Origin of the sequence: Solibacillus sp. FSL K6-4121, from assembly GCF_038002585.1 — a bacterium.
GTDB classification, from domain to species: Bacteria; Bacillota; Bacilli; order Bacillales_A; family Planococcaceae; genus Solibacillus; species Solibacillus faecavium.
Genome location: NZ_JBBOCS010000001.1, coordinates 1,658,825 through 1,675,786 on the forward strand (window position 1 = coordinate 1,658,825; position 16,962 = coordinate 1,675,786).

Annotated in this window: 19 protein-coding genes; 13 read left to right on the forward strand and 6 right to left on the reverse strand. The window is 37.6% G+C overall.

The window, feature by feature from the left end; genetic code table 11:
* The first annotated feature begins 155 nt into the window (after positions 1 to 155).
* Positions 156 to 584 (forward strand): TlpA family protein disulfide reductase, encoded by a 429-nt coding sequence (locus MHH95_RS08215; protein ID WP_340727120.1) that lies wholly within the window; start codon positions 156 to 158, stop codon positions 582 to 584.
* A 60-nt stretch (positions 585 to 644) separates the two neighbouring features.
* Positions 645 to 1,307, forward strand: a complete 663-nt coding sequence (locus tag MHH95_RS08220; protein WP_191698557.1) for a potassium channel family protein — start codon at positions 645 to 647, stop codon at positions 1,305 to 1,307.
* Between the two features lie 98 nt (positions 1,308 to 1,405).
* On the opposite strand, the gene rnjA is transcribed toward MHH95_RS08220, so the two are convergent.
* The gene (gene rnjA / locus MHH95_RS08225) at positions 1,406 to 3,073 is read right to left on the reverse strand and encodes a ribonuclease J1 (RefSeq protein WP_191698556.1); all 1,668 of its coding nucleotides are present in this window, start codon (positions 3,071 to 3,073) and stop codon (positions 1,406 to 1,408) included.
* A 5-nt stretch (positions 3,074 to 3,078) separates the two neighbouring features.
* The gene (locus MHH95_RS08230) at positions 3,079 to 3,288 is read right to left on the reverse strand and encodes a DNA-dependent RNA polymerase subunit epsilon (protein ID WP_191698555.1); all 210 of its coding nucleotides are present in this window, start codon (positions 3,286 to 3,288) and stop codon (positions 3,079 to 3,081) included.
* 337 nt (positions 3,289 to 3,625) lie between these two features.
* On the opposite strand from MHH95_RS08230, the gene MHH95_RS08235 reads away from it, so the two are divergent.
* On the forward strand, positions 3,626 to 4,396 hold the full coding sequence (locus MHH95_RS08235; RefSeq protein WP_340727121.1) for a Cof-type HAD-IIB family hydrolase: 771 nt from the start codon (positions 3,626 to 3,628) through the stop codon (positions 4,394 to 4,396).
* Positions 4,397 to 4,555: 159 nt separating this feature from the next.
* Here MHH95_RS08235 and def read toward each other — a convergent pair whose 3' ends face one another.
* Positions 4,556 to 5,113 (reverse strand): peptide deformylase, encoded by a 558-nt coding sequence (gene def / locus MHH95_RS08240; protein WP_340727122.1) that lies wholly within the window; start codon positions 5,111 to 5,113, stop codon positions 4,556 to 4,558.
* A 362-nt stretch (positions 5,114 to 5,475) separates the two neighbouring features.
* Between def and pdhA the strand changes: the two genes are divergently transcribed.
* From pdhA to MHH95_RS08270, 6 genes are all read left to right on the forward strand, one after another.
* Positions 5,476 to 6,591 (forward strand): pyruvate dehydrogenase (acetyl-transferring) E1 component subunit alpha, encoded by a 1,116-nt coding sequence (gene pdhA / locus MHH95_RS08245; protein ID WP_340727123.1) that lies wholly within the window; start codon positions 5,476 to 5,478, stop codon positions 6,589 to 6,591.
* Between the two features lie 3 nt (positions 6,592 to 6,594).
* The gene (locus MHH95_RS08250; protein ID WP_336045822.1) at positions 6,595 to 7,572 is read left to right on the forward strand and encodes an alpha-ketoacid dehydrogenase subunit beta; all 978 of its coding nucleotides are present in this window, start codon (positions 6,595 to 6,597) and stop codon (positions 7,570 to 7,572) included.
* 18 nt (positions 7,573 to 7,590) lie between these two features.
* Positions 7,591 to 8,979, forward strand: a complete 1,389-nt coding sequence (locus tag MHH95_RS08255; protein WP_340727124.1) for a dihydrolipoamide acetyltransferase family protein — start codon at positions 7,591 to 7,593, stop codon at positions 8,977 to 8,979.
* Between the two features lie 4 nt (positions 8,980 to 8,983).
* Positions 8,984 to 10,396: a dihydrolipoyl dehydrogenase gene (gene lpdA / locus MHH95_RS08260; RefSeq protein WP_191698549.1), complete on the forward strand. Its 1,413-nt coding sequence runs from the start codon at positions 8,984 to 8,986 to the stop codon at positions 10,394 to 10,396.
* Positions 10,397 to 10,566: 170 nt separating this feature from the next.
* Complete coding sequence (locus MHH95_RS08265; RefSeq protein ID WP_340727125.1) at positions 10,567 to 10,980, forward strand: CidA/LrgA family protein; 414 nt, start codon at positions 10,567 to 10,569, stop codon at positions 10,978 to 10,980.
* On the forward strand, positions 10,940 to 11,632 hold the full coding sequence (locus MHH95_RS08270) for an LrgB family protein (protein WP_340727126.1): 693 nt from the start codon (positions 10,940 to 10,942) through the stop codon (positions 11,630 to 11,632). Before MHH95_RS08265 ends, MHH95_RS08270 begins: the two co-directional genes overlap by 41 nt.
* Positions 11,633 to 11,666: 34 nt before the next feature.
* Here MHH95_RS08270 and MHH95_RS08275 read toward each other — a convergent pair whose 3' ends face one another.
* Entirely contained in the window at positions 11,667 to 13,136 is a 1,470-nt protein-coding gene (locus MHH95_RS08275; RefSeq protein ID WP_191698546.1) for an aminotransferase class I/II-fold pyridoxal phosphate-dependent enzyme, read from the reverse strand.
* Positions 13,137 to 13,260: 124 nt separating this feature from the next.
* Here MHH95_RS08275 and MHH95_RS08280 point away from each other — a divergent pair, with 124 nt between their 5' ends.
* Entirely contained in the window at positions 13,261 to 14,223 is a 963-nt protein-coding gene (locus MHH95_RS08280; protein ID WP_191698545.1) for an NAD(P)H-dependent flavin oxidoreductase, read from the forward strand.
* 20 nt (positions 14,224 to 14,243) lie between these two features.
* A complete protein-coding gene (locus MHH95_RS08285; protein ID WP_340727127.1) occupies positions 14,244 to 14,516 on the forward strand; it encodes a UPF0223 family protein in 273 nt (90 codons plus the stop codon).
* A 163-nt stretch (positions 14,517 to 14,679) separates the two neighbouring features.
* Here the strand turns inward: MHH95_RS08285 and MHH95_RS08290 are convergent, their stop codons facing one another.
* Positions 14,680 to 15,309, reverse strand: coding sequence for a YktB family protein (locus MHH95_RS08290; protein ID WP_340727128.1), 630 nt, complete (start codon positions 15,307 to 15,309; stop codon positions 14,680 to 14,682).
* Positions 15,310 to 15,501: 192 nt separating this feature from the next.
* On the opposite strand from MHH95_RS08290, the gene MHH95_RS08295 reads away from it, so the two are divergent.
* Both MHH95_RS08295 and MHH95_RS08300 read left to right on the forward strand, forming a co-directional pair.
* Positions 15,502 to 15,699: a hypothetical protein gene (locus MHH95_RS08295; protein ID WP_191698542.1), complete on the forward strand. Its 198-nt coding sequence runs from the start codon at positions 15,502 to 15,504 to the stop codon at positions 15,697 to 15,699.
* A gap of 138 nt (positions 15,700 to 15,837) precedes the next feature.
* A complete protein-coding gene (locus tag MHH95_RS08300) occupies positions 15,838 to 16,632 on the forward strand; it encodes an inositol monophosphatase family protein (RefSeq protein ID WP_340727129.1) in 795 nt (264 codons plus the stop codon).
* Between the two features lie 37 nt (positions 16,633 to 16,669).
* On the opposite strand, the gene MHH95_RS08305 is transcribed toward MHH95_RS08300, so the two are convergent.
* Entirely contained in the window at positions 16,670 to 16,885 is a 216-nt protein-coding gene (locus tag MHH95_RS08305) for a DUF5325 family protein (RefSeq protein ID WP_191698540.1), read from the reverse strand.
* Positions 16,886 to 16,962: the final 77 nt, after the last annotated feature.

Genomic DNA, 16,962 nt, shown 5'->3' on the forward strand with positions numbered 1-16,962 from the left:
AAACTTTTAGTTTACGAAAATAATAATAATTATACATAATATACGGGGATTTTCAAGTATATTTGTGAAATGAAAGATATTATTTGTTTAGTTACTGGACATTTGTTCGGTACAGAAAAAACTCCTTTACATATGTTACAGCGAGGAGGATGCGATTGAGAATTCGGACAATAATGCCTTCGCTAAGCGGGGCAACAAAAGTTATTAATAAAAAACATTTGAAAGAGCTATCGGATATGCCAACATTAATTTATTTTTGGGCTATGAGTTGTTCGCAATGTGAACAATCTATAGAGAAATTGAATGTTATTGGTAATATTTTCAATGACCGATTAAATATTCAAGCGATTCATATGCCTAGGGAAGAGCTCGACTTTTCTTCTGAATTAGTAAGACGAAAAGTAAAGGAATTAGGTATAAATTATCCTATTCACCTAGATAATGAACTTATCATTAGCGATAGGTTTGGAAATAAAATTGTACCAGCCTACTATTTATTCGATCAACAACAGAAATTGCGCTTCTATCACGCTGGAGCTCTAGCGACTAAATCCCTCCAAGGAAAAATTGAGCGAATTATTTAATGACAATATACATTTTTATAAGTTAAAATGAATGGCAACTGGATGTTCGGAGGAGATACAATGAAAAAAGAATTTGTAGTAATAGGGCTAGGGCGCTTTGGAGGAAGTATCGTACGCGAGTTGGTTAAACAAGGAGCGAATGTAATGGCAATTGATACAGATAGTGAACGTGTCGATGAATTTGCCCGTATTGCCACTCAAGCGGTAGTAGCTGATACGACAGAGGAAGAAACAATTAAATCACTAGGGCTCTGGAACTTCGAACATGTTATTGTCGCAATTGGGGAAGATATCCAATCGAGCATTTTAACAACCCTTATTTTAAAAGAACTAGGTGTTCCGCAAATTACAGTAAAAGCACAAAATGATTACCATGAAAAAGTTTTGCTTAAAATTGGAGCAGATTTTGTTGTGCATCCAGAACGGGATATGGGCATTCGTATTGCAAATAATATGATGTCAAATAGTGTACTTGATTATTTGGAAATCTCCAGTGAGCACTCAATTATGGAAATCAAAGCGAATGAAAAGATTGCAGGCCATTCATTAATTGAACTGGACGTTCGTGCAAAATACGGTGTCAACATTGTTGGCATTACACGTGGAGATGAAATTATGATTTCTCCAGCAGCGACAGAGCGTATTCAATTAGGGGATGTTTTGCTGATGATTGGCGCTGACGTAGACATTAATCGTTTTGTGAAAAAAGTTGTTCAAAAGTAGCCGATGTCTAATATAAAAATAAAATAAAAAATACCCGCTTACTTATTGTAGGCGGGTATTTTTATGGGAAATTACCTAAATGGCTTTACCAATTTTAATTATACTTCCATTATAATTGGTAAAATCATAGGACGGCGTTTCGTTTTTTCGTATAAATAAGGACCTAATACGTCCGTTATTTCGTTTTTCAAATCGTTCCATTGTGTATCTTTTTCCTGAATTGTGCTGTTTAAATGATAATTCAACATTTTCTGTGCTTCGTTAATCATCATGCCTGATTCACGCATATAAACAAATCCTCGAGAAATAATATCCGGACCTGAAACGATTTTGTTTTTCGCCATATCAACACTTACAACAACGATAACTAAACCTTCCTCAGAAAGGATACGACGATCTCGCAGTACAATATTTCCGATATCTCCAATACCATTACCGTCAATATACACATCACCTGAAGGAATACGGCCGGCAACATGTGCTTCATTTGCACTTAATGCCAATACATCGCCATTTTCCATAAGGAATGAGTTTTCCAGTGGTACTTCACAGGCTTCCGCCAATTCAGTATGGATTTTTAACATACGGTATTCACCGTGGATTGGCATAAAGAATTTCGGTTTCATTAAACGTAGCATTAGTTTTTGTTCTTGCTGTGAGCCATGACCGGAAGTATGAATATTATTTAATGCACCGTGGATAACTTCTGCACCGGCACGGAATAATAAGTTAATAATTTTGTTTACGCTCATCGTATTTCCTGGTACTGGTGAAGAAGAGAATACAACTGTATCACCAGGCTGAATTTGAATTTGACGATGTGTTCCGTTGGCAATACGCGATAAAGCTGCCATTGGCTCACCTTGAGAACCTGTACATAAAATCATTACTTCATTTGCAGGTAAACGATTTAAGCTTTGCACATCAATAAAAGTCTCTTTAGGTGCAGTAATATAGCCTAATTCACGACCGATAGTTATAGCGTTATCCATTGAACGTCCGAAAACGGCAATTTTACGGCCATACTTTACAGCTGCATCTGTCGCTTGCTGCAGGCGATGAATATTCGAAGCGAATGTCGCAAAAATAATACGACCATCAACTTTACGGAAAATTTCATCAATACTTTTCCCGACTGTACGTTCAGACATTGTAAAATCAGTTTTTTCTGCATTTGTACTATCCGATAGTAAACAAAGTACACCATCGCGGCCAATTTCGGCCATTTTTGTTAAGTTGGCAGGCTCGCCAACTGGAGTAAAGTCAAACTTAAAGTCACCTGTATGCACGATATTACCTGGTGGTGTTTTAACCACTACACCATATGCATCGGGTATACTATGTGTCGTACGGAAGAAACTTACGGCTGTTTTACGGAATTTAATAACATCGTCTTCTTTAAATTCGATTAATTTCGTAGAACGTAATAAGCCGTGTTCTTCTAATTTGTTGCGAAGCAGTCCTAATGCAAGCTTTCCGCCATAAACAGGGATATTAACTTGACGAAGTAAATAAGGAATACCGCCAATATGATCTTCGTGGCCATGTGTGATAAATAAGCCTTTAATTTTGTCTACGTTTCGAACTAAGTACGTATAGTCTGGAATTACGTAGTCAATTCCAAGTAAGTCGTCCTCAGGGAATTTAATACCTGCGTCAATTAAAATGATTTCATCTTGGAATTGTACTGCATATGTGTTTTTGCCGATTTCGCCCAGTCCGCCGAGTGCGAATACAGCCGCTTGATCATTCTTAACGAATTTCATAACAATTAAGCGTTCTCCAGACGGAAATTAGGGCTATTTTGTTCGTATTCTAAATAGTTGCCTTCTAGAAGTTGAACAAGTTCAATATTGTAGTTACGGTCTTTTAAATAGTGACGTACTTCACGTTCAGATGACGCCTCTAAATAAAGAGTTTTTGTGTTTTCGCGAACTGGAATCTCAGTGATGTTTTCTTGATAATAAACTTTGTAAATCATAGTTACTCTCCTTTAATTACGAACATTATTACTGCATTTCTAATAAGTAGAAAAATGCATTTCCTTTATATTATCATGGGAGTCCTTTAAAATAAAGAAAAGCCCATCAAATACATGAACATAACGATTGAATAAAAACTAAAAAATGGTACGTCCTTAAATAGGGCGCACCAATCAATGAAGTGTTTAGGCAATTAATTTTTTACCGAGGATGCCTTTTAATCGTTTCCGCCATTTCTGTTTGAGACGTTTTAACATAGGTCATCACTCCTCGCTCTCATTATACTAAATATTCAGATTTCTGTAAAGAGTCTTTGAAAATAAAGGAGAATTTAAGTTGAAAAGATTATTATTTTTTGATGTAGATGGAACATTGTACGATTCAGATAAAAAATTGCCGAATTCCGCAAAAGAAGCGATTTTTAAAGCGCGTGAAAAGGGGCATGAAATTGCGATTGCAACAGGTCGTGCCCCATTTATGATAAAAGAAGTTTTGGAGGAACTTGAGATTGATACATATGTGACGTTCAATGGTCAATATGTCGTTTATAAAGGGGAAGTTATTTATACCGACCAAATTCCAAATGAAACGTTATCGGCTATTTTAAAATTCGGATCACAAAGGAATCATCCATTCGTTTTCCTTAATGAAAAAGAAATGATTGCCTCGGCAGGGGATTATGAGAGTATTGAACGAAGCCTGGCTACACTTTATTTTCCATACCCGCAAGTCGATGCGAACTATTATTTGCATACGCCGGTGTATCAAACATTAATTTTTATAAATGAACAGGAACAGCCAATTTATGAACAGCAGTTTCCTGAAGTGCAATTCGTCCGTTGGCATCCGCAATCATGCGATATGTTGCCAAAAGGGGGATCGAAAGCGAACGGTATAAAAAAATTGCTGGAGTATACGGGTTATTCAGATGAACAGATCGTTACCTTTGGGGATGGGCTTAATGATATCGAAATGCTATCGGAATTCCCTCACAGTGTGGCAATGGGAAATGGCCATAAAAAGGCGAAGGAAGCAGCGTCAATGATAACAGCGCACGTAGATGAAGATGGTCTGGCTCTGGCGATGGAAAAACTTAAACTAATATAAGGAAAAGAAATTGATTTCGTTCATTCATTTGAAGAAATCCCACGGTATTCACCGGTAAACTTTATTTTAGAATAAAAAACTGTAGACAAACTCGAATTTCTTCAAGTTTGTCTACAGTCTAACGCGTGTGAATATTTATTTCACACGCGTTTTTTAGTATTATTCTCTACCAAATGGAATGCTATTTTCAATTACCTCAAATGGGTCTTTTTCGTTTATTCGATCGTAAAACATGATACCGTTTAAATGGTCAAGCTCATGTTGAAAGGCGATAGCAGGAAGTCCTGATAAACGCATTTTCTTTTCTTCTCCGTCCACAGTCATAAATTTAACTGTGATCCGCGCATAACGAGGAACATAGCCTGGAACAGCGCGATCTACAGATAGGCATCCTTCACCACTCGTTATATAAGTCTGCTCGACAGAATGACTCACAATTCTAGGGTTGACGGCAACAAAGCTTAATAACTCACCATCTTCGTTTTCCAAATGCAGGGCAAACATCCGCTTTAAGCTGTTTACTTGGTTAGCAGCCAAGCCAATGCCCCCTCGTAGATTATACTTTTCGGCAATCTCAGGATCTTGGCTATTAATTAAATACTGCAACAGATCCTCTGCAAGTTTGCGGTCTTCCGCAGACAACGGAAAGGAAACCTCCTCTGCGCGTGTTCGTAATGTGGGATGGCCCTCACGAATAATGTGTTCCATTAAAATCATGTGAAACTTCCTTTCAGTAAAAACTTATTGGAATAAGTATACACGACTCTTGATAAGGGAAGTACAAAAAACTTCGGGATTTCCGATTTAAGAATTCGAATTAAGGGAATAAATATTGTTGAAGTGCTATTAACTGAATAATAATAGAATGTTTTAAAATTTTCTATTATAGTACAGCGATTGGAATTTTGTGATACAGGTGATGTAACTGTATCAATTTGAAGTTAATTATGAAAAATCTTTAATAAAGATGGTAAACAATGATTGACCGATAGATTTTTATTCATTATACTCGGGGTAGAGTTATATTGTACTAGTGAAAATAATGAATTTTTTAATACAGTTTAAAGGGGATGTAAACAATGGCAGATAAAATGATGAATCAATTGGACCCAGCTGGAACGTTACAGGAAATTGAAAGCAAGTTCGAAATGTTCCAAGTATTGAATGAGCAAGGTGAAATTGTAAACGAAGCAGCTATGCCGGATTTAAAGGATGAGCAATTAGTTGAGTTAATGAGTCGTATGGTTTATGTCCGTATTTTAGATCAACGTTCAATTTCATTAAACCGACAAGGACGCTTAGGCTTCTACGCACCTACTGCTGGTCAAGAAGCATCACAGCTTGCTTCCCAATATGCATTGGAAAAAGAAGACTGGATTTTACCTGGTTACCGTGATGTACCTCAAATTGTTATGCATGGTTTACCATTGTGGAAAGCATTCCTATTCAGCCGCGGTCACTTTATCGGAAACCAAGTTCCGGAAGGGGTAAATATATTGGCGCCGCAAATTATTATCGGTGCACAATATATTCAGACGGCAGGTGTGGCACTTGGTTTACAAAAGCGCGGTTCAAAAACGGTTGCAATCACATATACAGGAGATGGTGGTTCTTCACAAGGTGATTTCTATGAAGGAATTAACTTTGCAGGTGCATTCAAATCACCAGCTATCTTCATCGTGCAAAACAACCAATTCGCAATTTCAACACCACGTGAATTACAGACTGCAGCAAAAACAATCGCGCAAAAAGGTATAGCAGCCGGCATTCCATCTATATTAGTGGACGGAATGGATCCGTTAGCTGTTTATGCAGCGACTAAGGACGCCCGTGATCGTGCAATTCGCGGTGAAGGTCCAACACTTATTGAAACAATGTGTTACCGATATGGTCCACATACAATGGCAGGAGATGACCCAACGCGTTATCGTACTACTGATACTGATAATGAATGGGCAGCAAAAGATCCATTAGTACGCTTCCGTAAATACCTTGAAGCTAAAGGTTTATGGGATGAGAAGAAAGAAGAAGAAGTAATAGAGCGTGCAAAAGAAGAAATTAAAGAAGCAATTAAAGAAGCAGATAAAGCTCCAAAACAAAAGGTAACAGAGTTAATGGATAATATGTATGATGGTGAAATGCCAGCAAACTTAAAAGAACAGTACGCGATTTATAAAGAGAAGGAGTCGAAATAAGCCATGGCACAAATGACAATGATTCAAGCAATTACAGATGCATTACGTTGCGAATTAAAAAATGACGAAAACGTTTTAGTATTCGGTGAAGACGTTGGTGTAAACGGCGGGGTTTTCCGTGCTACAGAAGGTCTTCAAAAAGAATTTGGCGTTGATCGTGTATTTGATACGCCACTTGCAGAATCAGGAATCGGTGGTTTAGCAATTGGTTTAGCGTTAACTGGATACCGTCCAGTGCCTGAAATTCAATTTTTCGGCTTCGTTTTTGAAGTAATGGACTCAATTAGTGGTCAATTAGCTCGTATGAAATACCGTTCCGGTGGTACGTATAATGCGCCTGTAACAATTCGTTCTCCATTTGGCGGTGGTGTACATACACCGGAAATGCATTCGGATTCTTTAGAAGGTTTAATGGCTCAATCACCAGGTTTAAAAGTGGTAATTCCATCAACACCGTATGATGCAAAAGGTTTACTAATTGCATCAATTCGTGATAATAACCCAGTTATTTTCTTAGAGCATTTAAAACTTTACCGTTCTTTCCGTGAAGAAGTTCCGGAAGAGTCATATACAATTGAACTTGGGAAAGCAGATGTAAAACGCGAAGGGAAAGACCTTTCAATTATTGCTTATGGGTTAATGGTTCACGAAAGTTTAAAAGCAGCAGAAGAACTTGAGAAGGAAGGCTACTCGGTAGAAGTAATCGATTTACGTACGATTCAGCCTTTAGATATTGAAACAATTATCGCTTCTGTTGAAAAAACAGGTCGTGCAATCGTCGTTCAAGAGGCGCAAAAGCAAGCAGGTATTGCAGCAAATGTTGTAGCAGAAATTACAGAGCGTGCAATCCTTTCATTAGAAGCTCCAGTATTACGTGTTGCTGCACCGGATACAATTTATTCATTCCCTCAAGCAGAGGGTGTATGGTTACCAACATATAAAGATGTAATGGAAACAGCGAAGAAAGTTTTAACATTCTAAGAATTGAGGGTGAGAAATATGGCATTTACGTTTCGATTACCAGATATCGGAGAAGGTATACATGAAGGTGAAATCGTCAAATGGTTCGTTAAAGCCGGCGATCAAGTCAAAGAAGATGATATTTTAGCTGAAGTTCAAAATGATAAAGCGGTCGTGGAAATTCCATCACCAGTAGAAGGTACAGTAGAAGAGATTTTAGTTGAAGAAGGTACAGTGGCCATTGTCGGAGATGCCTTAATCCGCTTTGATGCTCCAGGCTATGAAGACTTAAAATTAAAAGGTGATGACCACCACGATTCAAATGAATCGAATAAAACAGAAGCACAAGTGCAATCTACTGCTGAGGCTGGTCAAGATGTGAAAAAAGAAGAAACTAAAACAGATAAAAGTGCAGATGCTGCTCAGCCGGAAGCTCCTGCTGAAACAGAAAAAGCTGCATCGCCATCTGAAACAGAAACTTCAGGCAAACGCATTATCGCTATGCCTTCTGTTCGCAAGTATGCTCGTGAAAAAGGTGTCGAAATTCAACAAGTTTCAGGTACAGGCAAAAATGGCCGTGTATTAAAAGAAGACATTGAGAGCTTCCTAAACGGAGGTCAAGATTCGGCTTCTGAAACAGAAGAAGTAAAAGAGACTCAACAGCCACAAGGAGAAGAGAAACAAGCAGAAACAAAACAAGCTGCTCCTGTTGCACTTGAAGGTGAGTTCCCTGAAACACGTGAAAAAATGAGTGGTATGCGCAAAGCGATTGCAAAAGCGATGGTTCATTCAAAACATACGGCTCCGCACGTAACGTTAATGGATGAAGTAGACGTAACAGAACTTGTTGCACACCGTAAGCAATTCAAGGATATTGCAGCAGAGCAAGGTGTTAAATTAACGTATTTACCGTACGTTGTGAAGGCTTTAATCTCGACTTTGCGTAAATATCCTGAATTCAACCGATCACTTGATGACGCAACACAGGAAATTATTCAAAAACATTACTATAATATTGGTATTGCTGCTGATACAGAAAAAGGTTTATTAGTTCCGGTTATTAAACATGCTGATCGTAAGTCAGTTTTTGGCCTGTCACAGGAAATTAATGAACTGGCTGTAAAAGCGCGTGATGGTAAGCTAGCATCTCATGAAATGAAAGGTGCTTCAATATCCATTACAAATATCGGTTCTGCAGGTGGTCAATGGTTTACACCAGTAATCAATCACCCTGAAGTTGCGATTTTAGGAATTGGTCGAATTTCAGAGAAACCAGTAATAAAAAATGGTGAAATTGTAGCAGCACATGTGTTAGCATTATCATTGAGCTTTGATCATCGTATGATCGATGGTGCGACTGCACAAAACGCTTTAAATCATTTAAAACGTTTATTAAGTGAGCCGCAACTATTATTAATGGAGGCGTAAAAAAATGGTAGTAGGAGATTTTCCAATCGAACTAGATACTCTTGTAGTAGGTTCTGGCCCTGGTGGATATGTTGCAGCAATTCGTGCAGCACAAACAGGTCAAAAAGTTACAATCGTTGAACGTGGAGCATTAGGTGGAGTTTGTTTAAACGTAGGCTGTATCCCATCTAAAGCATTAATTTCAGTAGGTCACCGCTTTGAGCATGCACAACATTCAGATGATATGGGTGTTACTGCATCAGAAGTAAAGCTTGACTGGTCTAAAGCACAAGCATTTAAAGACAGCGTTGTTAAAAAATTAGTAGGCGGCGTTGAAGGTTTATTAAAAGGGAATAAAGTAGACATCGTAAAAGGTGAAGCATATTTCGTAGATGCAAACACTGTACGTGTTATCGATGGCGATAAAGCCCAAACATATACATTCAAAAATGCAATTTTAGCAACGGGATCTCGTCCAATCGAAATCCCAACATTCAAATTTACAAAGCGCGTAGTAAGCTCAACTGGTGCATTATCTTTCCCTGAAGTACCAGGTAAATTAGTAGTAATCGGTGGCGGTTACATCGGAACTGAGCTTGGTTCAGCTTATGCTAACTTAGGTTCTCAAGTAACAATTATCGAAGGCGGTAAAGATATATTAGCTGGTTTCGAAAAACAAATGACGCAAATCGTTAAAAAAGGTCTTAAGAAAAAGGGCGTTGAAGTAGTAGTAAACGCATCTGCTAAAGGCGTTGAAGAAAACGAAAACGGCGTTGTAGTTACTTATGAAGCAGGTGGCGAAGAGAAAACAGTTGAAGCAGATTACGTTTTAGTAACTGTAGGTCGTCGTCCGAATACAGATGAAATGGGCTTAGAAGAAGTGGGAGTTAAATTCGCAGAGCGCGGTTTATTGGAAGTTGACAAACAAGGTCGTACTTCAGTTTCTAACATCTTTGCAATCGGTGATATCGTTGCAGGTCCACAACTTGCTCATAAAGCTTCTTATGAAGGTAAAGTTGCTGCAGAAGCAATTGCTGGTGAACCATCAGTAGTTGACTACTTAGCAATTCCAGCAGTATGCTTCACAGATCCAGAAATGGCAACTGTAGGATACTCTGAAGAAACAGCTAAAGCTGAAGGTCTTGAAGTGAAAGCTGCTAAATTCCCATTCGCTGCAAACGGTCGTGCATTAGCACTTAACCAAACAGAAGGCTTTGTGAAATTAGTTGCTCGTAAAGAAGATGGCTTACTTGTAGGTGCTCAAATCATCGGTGCTGGAGCATCTGATATGATCGCTGAAATGGGTCTTGCTATCGAAGCTGGTATGACAGCTGAAGACGTAGCATTAACAATTCATGCTCACCCAACTTTAGGTGAAATTACGATGGAAGCTGCTGAAGTATTATTAGGCAACCCAATCCATATCGTATCTAAATAATAATGATTAAAGGCTATGCAGTTGAAAATACTGCATAGCCTTTTTGTTGTCTAGATAGATGGATATATTCAAAAGTAATAATAGAATATTTTATATTATAGTAAGAGAATGAAATAGACAGAAATTTCTAATAGTCGTACAATGAAAGTGTGCGCAAGGGGGTTTTTCAAGTGGATATTATACGTACAATTGCTCAAATAGGTATCATCATTTTATTTTATTTAGTAGGAGAATACATAGTTTCAATAACTGGAATTATCATACCGGGAAGTATCGTTGGACTAGTATTATTATGGTTATCACTTTATTTCAAATTATTGAATGTGAAATTCATTCAAAAAGGTGCTAGTTTTATGTTGGCATTTTTAACATTATTTTTTATTCCTTCCACTGTTGCAGTAATTAACTACCCAGAATTACTTACAGTGTCTGGTGGGCTCCTCATAATGGCTGTAATTATAAGTACAATATTAACGTTAGTCATTACAGGGAAAGTTAGTAGAATTATTGAAGAAAAAGAAAAGCAAAAAAAGGAGGGGGAACATGTTACCGCAAGTTCTACTAAGTCTATTTATCATAAGTAGTACAGTGTTACTTTTCGTTTTACTGAATAAACTGTACTTGAAAATTGGCAATCCTTTTTTGTTACCTATTCTAACTGTTACTTGCATTACGGTAGCGGTTTTGTTGATCTTTAACATACCGTACGAAACTTATATGGAGGGCGGTCAATGGCTATCAAAAATGCTCGGTCCTGCAGTGGTAGCATTAGCCTTTCCGCTTTATAATCAACGGGATATTATTTTCAAATATAAATACTCAATTATAATTAGCATTATTGTGGCAATGTTAGCGGGTCTTATAAGTGTTGTAGCGTTTCTTTTACTGTTTGGATCGAGTAAAGCCTTTATCTATACTTCTTTACCTAAGTCATTGACGACACCAGTTGCGATGCAAGTAAGCGAACTTATAGGAGGAATTCCACCTCTAACTGCAGTGTTGGTTATGGTAGCAGGTTTTACGGGTGCTATTTTGGGACCTATATTATTTAAAGTATTTAATATTGACACAGCTATTAGCCGAGGAGTTGCTATGGGAAGCGCTTCGCATGGTGTAGGCTTAACAAAGCTAAAGGAATATAGTGAAGAGGATTTGTCTATAGGATCATTATCAATGGGGCTCAGTGCTGTTGTAGGGGCATTTATAATACCGCTCATTTCAATCTACTTCATTTAAAAAACAGACGACATATGAGTCGTCTGTAATGATATTAATATATTGCTTTTCTCTCTTTTATAACTCGTATATTCTGTAACGTACTATCTTCAGGACCTTGCACAGGAAGACCCGCTTCAACATTCATCTTAATGAAATCAATATTACTTTGCGTAATGATTTCCCCGGGAATAAAAATAGGAATCCCTGGTGGGTATACCATTATAAACTCAGCACAAATGTAACCTTCAGAAAGTGCAAGCGGTATGCTTTCTGTTTGTGCATAAAAAGCATCCCGTGGTGACATGGCAAGAGCAGGGATTTCGGGAATTTGAACATTTGTCTCTGTAATAGAAGCTTCTGATTCAAATGCTTTTGACATACGTGTTAGAGCATTTATAAGTAAATTTATTTCTTTTTTAGAATCTCCAATCGTAACTAAACATAGAATATTGTATAGATCTGATAGTTCGATTTCTAAATTGGCATTTACTCGAAGCCATTCTTCAGCTACATGACCTGTAATCCCTAAATCTTTTACACTTATTAATAGTTTCAATGGATCCATATCGTAAGTTGCAGATGTACCGAGCTTCTCACGCCCCACACAATGAAGATGCGGGATAGAATTGATGCGTTTACGCGCATCTTGTGCCAAACGAATCGCATCGTCCAACAAATTCTGCCCGTTAACAGCTAATTGACGACGAGCTGTATCAATTGAAGCAAGCATAGGGTAGGAAGTAGATGTAGTTGTTAACATTGAAAATACAGATTGTACACGTTTAGCGGACACAAGGCCCTCTCTAACGTTTAATACTGAACTACCTGTCATTGAACCACCTAACTTATGTGTGCTCGTTGCAGCCATATCTGCGCCTGCTTGCATTGCCGATAAGGGTAAATCATCATGGAACTTAATATGAACGCCGTGAGCTTCATCTACAATTACAGGAATGTTTCTCGCGTGAACAATGTCAACAATACGTTTTAAATCTGCTACAAAACCAAAATAAGTAGGGTTAATAACAAGTACTGCTTTAGCATCCGGATATTTCAATAGTGCACGCTCAACTGACTCAGGTGAAATACCATGGGAGATGCCAAGCTCACTATCTACTTCAGGATGGATAAAAATTGGGATAGCACCCGCGAAAACAATCGCTGACATAATGGATTTATGTACATTCCGCGGTACTATTATTTTATCGCCTGGACCTACGACGGTTAAAATCATCGTCATTATGGCGCCACTAGTACCTTGTACGGAAAAGAATGTATGGTCAGCCCCAAAGGCTTGGGCAGCAAGGTTTTGTGCTTGCATAATCACACCTTTAGGAGCGTGTAAATCATCTAGTGGAGCAATATTAATTAAATCAATTGATAAAACGTTGTCGCCTACAAATTCTCTGTAAGCTGGATCCATTCCCTGTCCTTTTTTATGACCTGGAATATGGAACTGAATAGGATGTCTGTTGCGATGCTTGAGTAATGCATCAAACAAAGGAGTCTCTAACTGTGACAACGCAGGTACCACCTCACTATATTGTAATTTTAAAACAAGTGAATTATAGCACCTATTAAAGATGCTGACTATATAAATATTTAGAATACTTGAAATGAAAACACTTATTTTAGGAGGAATGGCTATGAATTGGCATACAAAGGTAACAGAATTATTACAGGTTCAATATCCGATTATACAAGGTGGACTTGCGTATTTAGCTTACTCAGAGCTTGCTGCAGCTGTTTCTAATGCAGGTGCATTAGGGCAAATTACAGCAATGAGTTTATCGTCGCCGGATGCTTTAAAGGAAGAAATAAAAAAAGTGAAAGAAATGACAAATAAACCATTTGGAGTAAATTTTGCAATAGGCATGCATGGAAAAGGATATGAAAGAATGGTAGAAGTCGCTGCTGAAATGGACGTACCTGTAGTAACGATTACAGGAGGCAATCCAGCGCCTATTTTTGATATATTAAAAGATGCATCTTGTAAAAAACTAGTATTGGTAGCAGCAAAGCGTCAAGCGCAAAAAGCAGAGCAGCTCGGAGCGGATGCTGTTATGGTTGTTGGACAAGAAGGTGGCGGTCATTTAGGGCGAGACGACGTAGGAACGATGGTATTGGTACCTCAGGTAGTGGATAGTGTATCAATTCCTGTCATAGCTTCTGGAGGCATTGGAGACGGTCGAGGGTGGATAGCAGCTCATGCACTCGGTGCAGAGGGTATTGAAATGGGAACCCGTTTTATAGCTACTAAAGAATGTGTTCATGCTTCAATGGCATACAAGCAGGCACTAATTGAAAGTGAAGAAACGGATACGGCAATTATAAAACGTTCGATTGGTGCACCGGCCAGAGTAATCCGCAATGAATTTACAGATCAAATTTTGGGAATTGAACAACATTCTCCAACTTACGAAGCTTTAAAAAATTATATTAGTGGAGAAGCGAATAAAAAGTTTATATACGATGGTGATTCAGCAAATGGATATGGATGGGCAGGTCAAGTAACAGGTTTGATAAATGATATTCCAACAGTTGAGGAATTAATTCAGCGTATGGTTGTACAAGCAGAAGAAATCCGTTTAAAATGGGGGCAGCAATAATTAAAGGCAGGTAATAATTTATGGAATATTCATACCCATTGTCAACAGATTGGACTACAGAAGAAATGGTCGATGTCGTACGCTTTTTTGAAGTAGTGGAAATGGCATACGAAAAAGGCGTAAAGCGTGAAAACGTGATGTCACGTTATAAACGCTTTAAAGAAGTTGTTCCATCACAAGCGGAAGAAAAGACAATTTGCCGTGATTTTGAACAAGCGAGCACTTACGTACCATTCCGTGTTGTAAAGCTGGCAAAGGAACTGGCTGATGGACAAATTGTAAAAATGAAATAAGAAAGTTAAGGTGGAGCATAGTTTGTTTGTTTCAACTTACGAAAAAAGAGAAATGGCACTTTAACCGTGCCATTTCTCTTTTTTTAGGTTGTGAATTTTTTTGAAATTTATTTTAGATTATTGGAATGTTTAGCAGTCTTTTGTACATATTAATAATAAATGGTTAATTGCTACCTTGGATGATTTCATAAATTGGGAGAAGTTCATCAAATGTCTTTTCTGCTAGTTGTAAAAAATGCTCTGCAGACATTTGAATAGCCTCATTGGCAGGAATATGTCGACCAACTAGGAATTCACCCTTTTTTACATCCCGCAGACGTACAAGGAGCTGCTCAAGCTTTTCATCACGTGCTTCTTTTAAAGGGAATGCATCCGGCTGCATATGATCACCGGAAATCACGTAGTCATTTGATAAGCTTTTAATTGCATTAATATTAGCTAATAAACGCTGTGCCATTTCGTGCTTTTGCGGTGCTTCATAAATAACCGCAACAACGATGAAAAGATGTGTACCCCACAGTCCAATCTGGAAATGCGGTAAAGATTTATAGCCACGCTTATAAGGAGCGAATGCTACCCATGAATCTTTTGGCGGGTTAACAGTACGGCGTGCATGTTTTGCAACATGACCAAAGAATTCTTCTCCTGTCTGTGTACTGAAATAACCGGTGAAAATTTCCGAAAGCTCATGGAATTTTGGGCGGATTATATTTGTTAAAGCTTCCATTCGATCATCTAAGCCGTCAATTTCAAATACTTGGAAGTCTTCTGGAGTCCATTTTACATTACTCAAATTTTTCAAATCCTTTCGATTTAATGTTTATTTTATTAACTTTTTGGGAAAAAATCTGTTAATAGAAACTTTACACCGTTATATTTTACAAATGGTGAGGATATTATTATAAGCAATTAGTCATGGTATCCAAAATCCTTTTTATAAAAAGTTAGGGAAAAGTTTAAATAATATGATGAGGAAGTGATTTTTATGAAACAGATGATTAAAATTATACGCAAAGTCGATATTGAAAAGCAATATGAAGAGATTTTAATGTTGGAAATGGATTATGAGCTAGCAACACTTTATGCAGCTATGAATGATAAAAATCAATCTGAAATCGAAAAATCCAAAAAACGTTTAACAGAAATTCAAGAGGAATTAAAAGGTCTACATGTATATGCGTAACAAAAAAATGTTTCCAAAATAAAAAATCACTTGCCAAAGTTAGATAGCAAGTGATTTTTTGTTATAATGAAGTTATTAAAAAAAGTACCATATATTACATATTAAAAATAGCAATGGTTGTCGGAAGGTGGATGAACGATGGATGTAAAACAGCTAGATGAATTTGCGAAAAAAATTATTTTTGAAGCGGGGCGAAATATCCGTGCAGCATTTTCATACGATATTGAAATTGAAACAAAATCTAGTCCCAATGATTTAGTGACGAATATTGACCGGGAAACAGAGTTGTTTTTTATCGAAAAAATAAAGGCTTTTAATCCGGACCATCGTATTTTAGGTGAAGAAGGTATGGGCGAAAAAGTAGAAAGTCTGGAAGGGGTCGTATGGATTATTGATCCAATTGACGGCACGATGAATTTTGTTAAGCAACATCGCCATTTCATGATTACGATTGGCATTTATGTGGATGGTGTTGGAGTTTTAGGTTACATATTTGATGTAATGCGCGAAGATTTATTTAATGCTATTTCAGGGGTAGGTGCATGGTATAACGATTCTCCTCTCCGTAAACTTCAACCGGTGAAAATTGAACAAGCTGTTATCGGTATCAATGCAAGTTGGGTAACACCGAATGATCGCATTAACCATGAGAAAATAACAGAATTAGTCCGAACAGTACGTGGCACCCGTTCTTATGGTTCTGCGGCGATGGAAATAGCTTTTGTCGTGAGCGGGAAGCTGGATGCCTATATCTCAATGCGTTTGGCGCCGTGGGATATTGGCGGTGGGGTCATTATTGCCAAAGAAGTAGGAGCTATTGCAACAAACTTTAATGGGAAAGATTTCGATTTTTTATCAATGGATACATTTATAATTGCAAACCCTACCATCCATCAATTAATTTTAGACAAGTATATCGAGGAAAAAAAATAAAAACTTCGGTGCGTATACGCACCGAAGTTTTATACATTTAGAGTAAGCCTTGGTCTCTAAATTTACGTTTTGTTTTAAATGCCATTCCAAAGATTGCGCACATAACGACAATACCTACAACAACGCCGATCCAACCAATTGTTTCATACTCATCGCCAGTCATAAATACTAGTGAAAAGGCAAATCCGATACTAATCATTGATAGGATTGCTGCCAATGCATAAATAAACATGACAAATTTTGCTTTATTCATATTTCCTGCCTCCGGACATCTATAATATGTGACTAAAAAATGATATTAATTATTGTGAAAAGACATTTAATCTTTCA

What these genes read in the sequence shown, in the direction of transcription:
- MHH95_RS08220 (WP_191698557.1), top strand. Translation starts at nt 645, where the DNA reads ATGAAAAAAGAATTTGTAGTAATAGGGCTAGGGCGCTTTGGAGGAAGT.
- rnjA (WP_191698556.1), bottom strand. Translation starts at nt 3,073, where the DNA reads ATGAAATTCGTTAAGAATGATCAAGCGGCTGTATTCGCACTCGGCGGA.
- MHH95_RS08230 (WP_191698555.1), bottom strand. Translation starts at nt 3,288, where the DNA reads ATGATTTACAAAGTTTATTATCAAGAAAACATCACTGAGATTCCAGTT.
- def (WP_340727122.1), bottom strand. Translation starts at nt 5,113, where the DNA reads ATGATTTTAATGGAACACATTATTCGTGAGGGCCATCCCACATTACGA.
- pdhA (WP_340727123.1), top strand. Translation starts at nt 5,476, where the DNA reads ATGGCAGATAAAATGATGAATCAATTGGACCCAGCTGGAACGTTACAG.
- MHH95_RS08250 (WP_336045822.1), top strand. Translation starts at nt 6,595, where the DNA reads ATGGCACAAATGACAATGATTCAAGCAATTACAGATGCATTACGTTGC.
- MHH95_RS08255 (WP_340727124.1), top strand. Translation starts at nt 7,591, where the DNA reads ATGGCATTTACGTTTCGATTACCAGATATCGGAGAAGGTATACATGAA.
- lpdA (WP_191698549.1), top strand. Translation starts at nt 8,984, where the DNA reads ATGGTAGTAGGAGATTTTCCAATCGAACTAGATACTCTTGTAGTAGGT.
- MHH95_RS08270 (WP_340727126.1), top strand. Translation starts at nt 10,940, where the DNA reads ATGTTACCGCAAGTTCTACTAAGTCTATTTATCATAAGTAGTACAGTG.
- MHH95_RS08280 (WP_191698545.1), top strand. Translation starts at nt 13,261, where the DNA reads ATGAATTGGCATACAAAGGTAACAGAATTATTACAGGTTCAATATCCG.
- MHH95_RS08285 (WP_340727127.1), top strand. Translation starts at nt 14,244, where the DNA reads ATGGAATATTCATACCCATTGTCAACAGATTGGACTACAGAAGAAATG.
- MHH95_RS08295 (WP_191698542.1), top strand. Translation starts at nt 15,502, where the DNA reads ATGAAACAGATGATTAAAATTATACGCAAAGTCGATATTGAAAAGCAA.
- MHH95_RS08300 (WP_340727129.1), top strand. Translation starts at nt 15,838, where the DNA reads ATGGATGTAAAACAGCTAGATGAATTTGCGAAAAAAATTATTTTTGAA.
- MHH95_RS08305 (WP_191698540.1), bottom strand. Translation starts at nt 16,885, where the DNA reads ATGAATAAAGCAAAATTTGTCATGTTTATTTATGCATTGGCAGCAATC.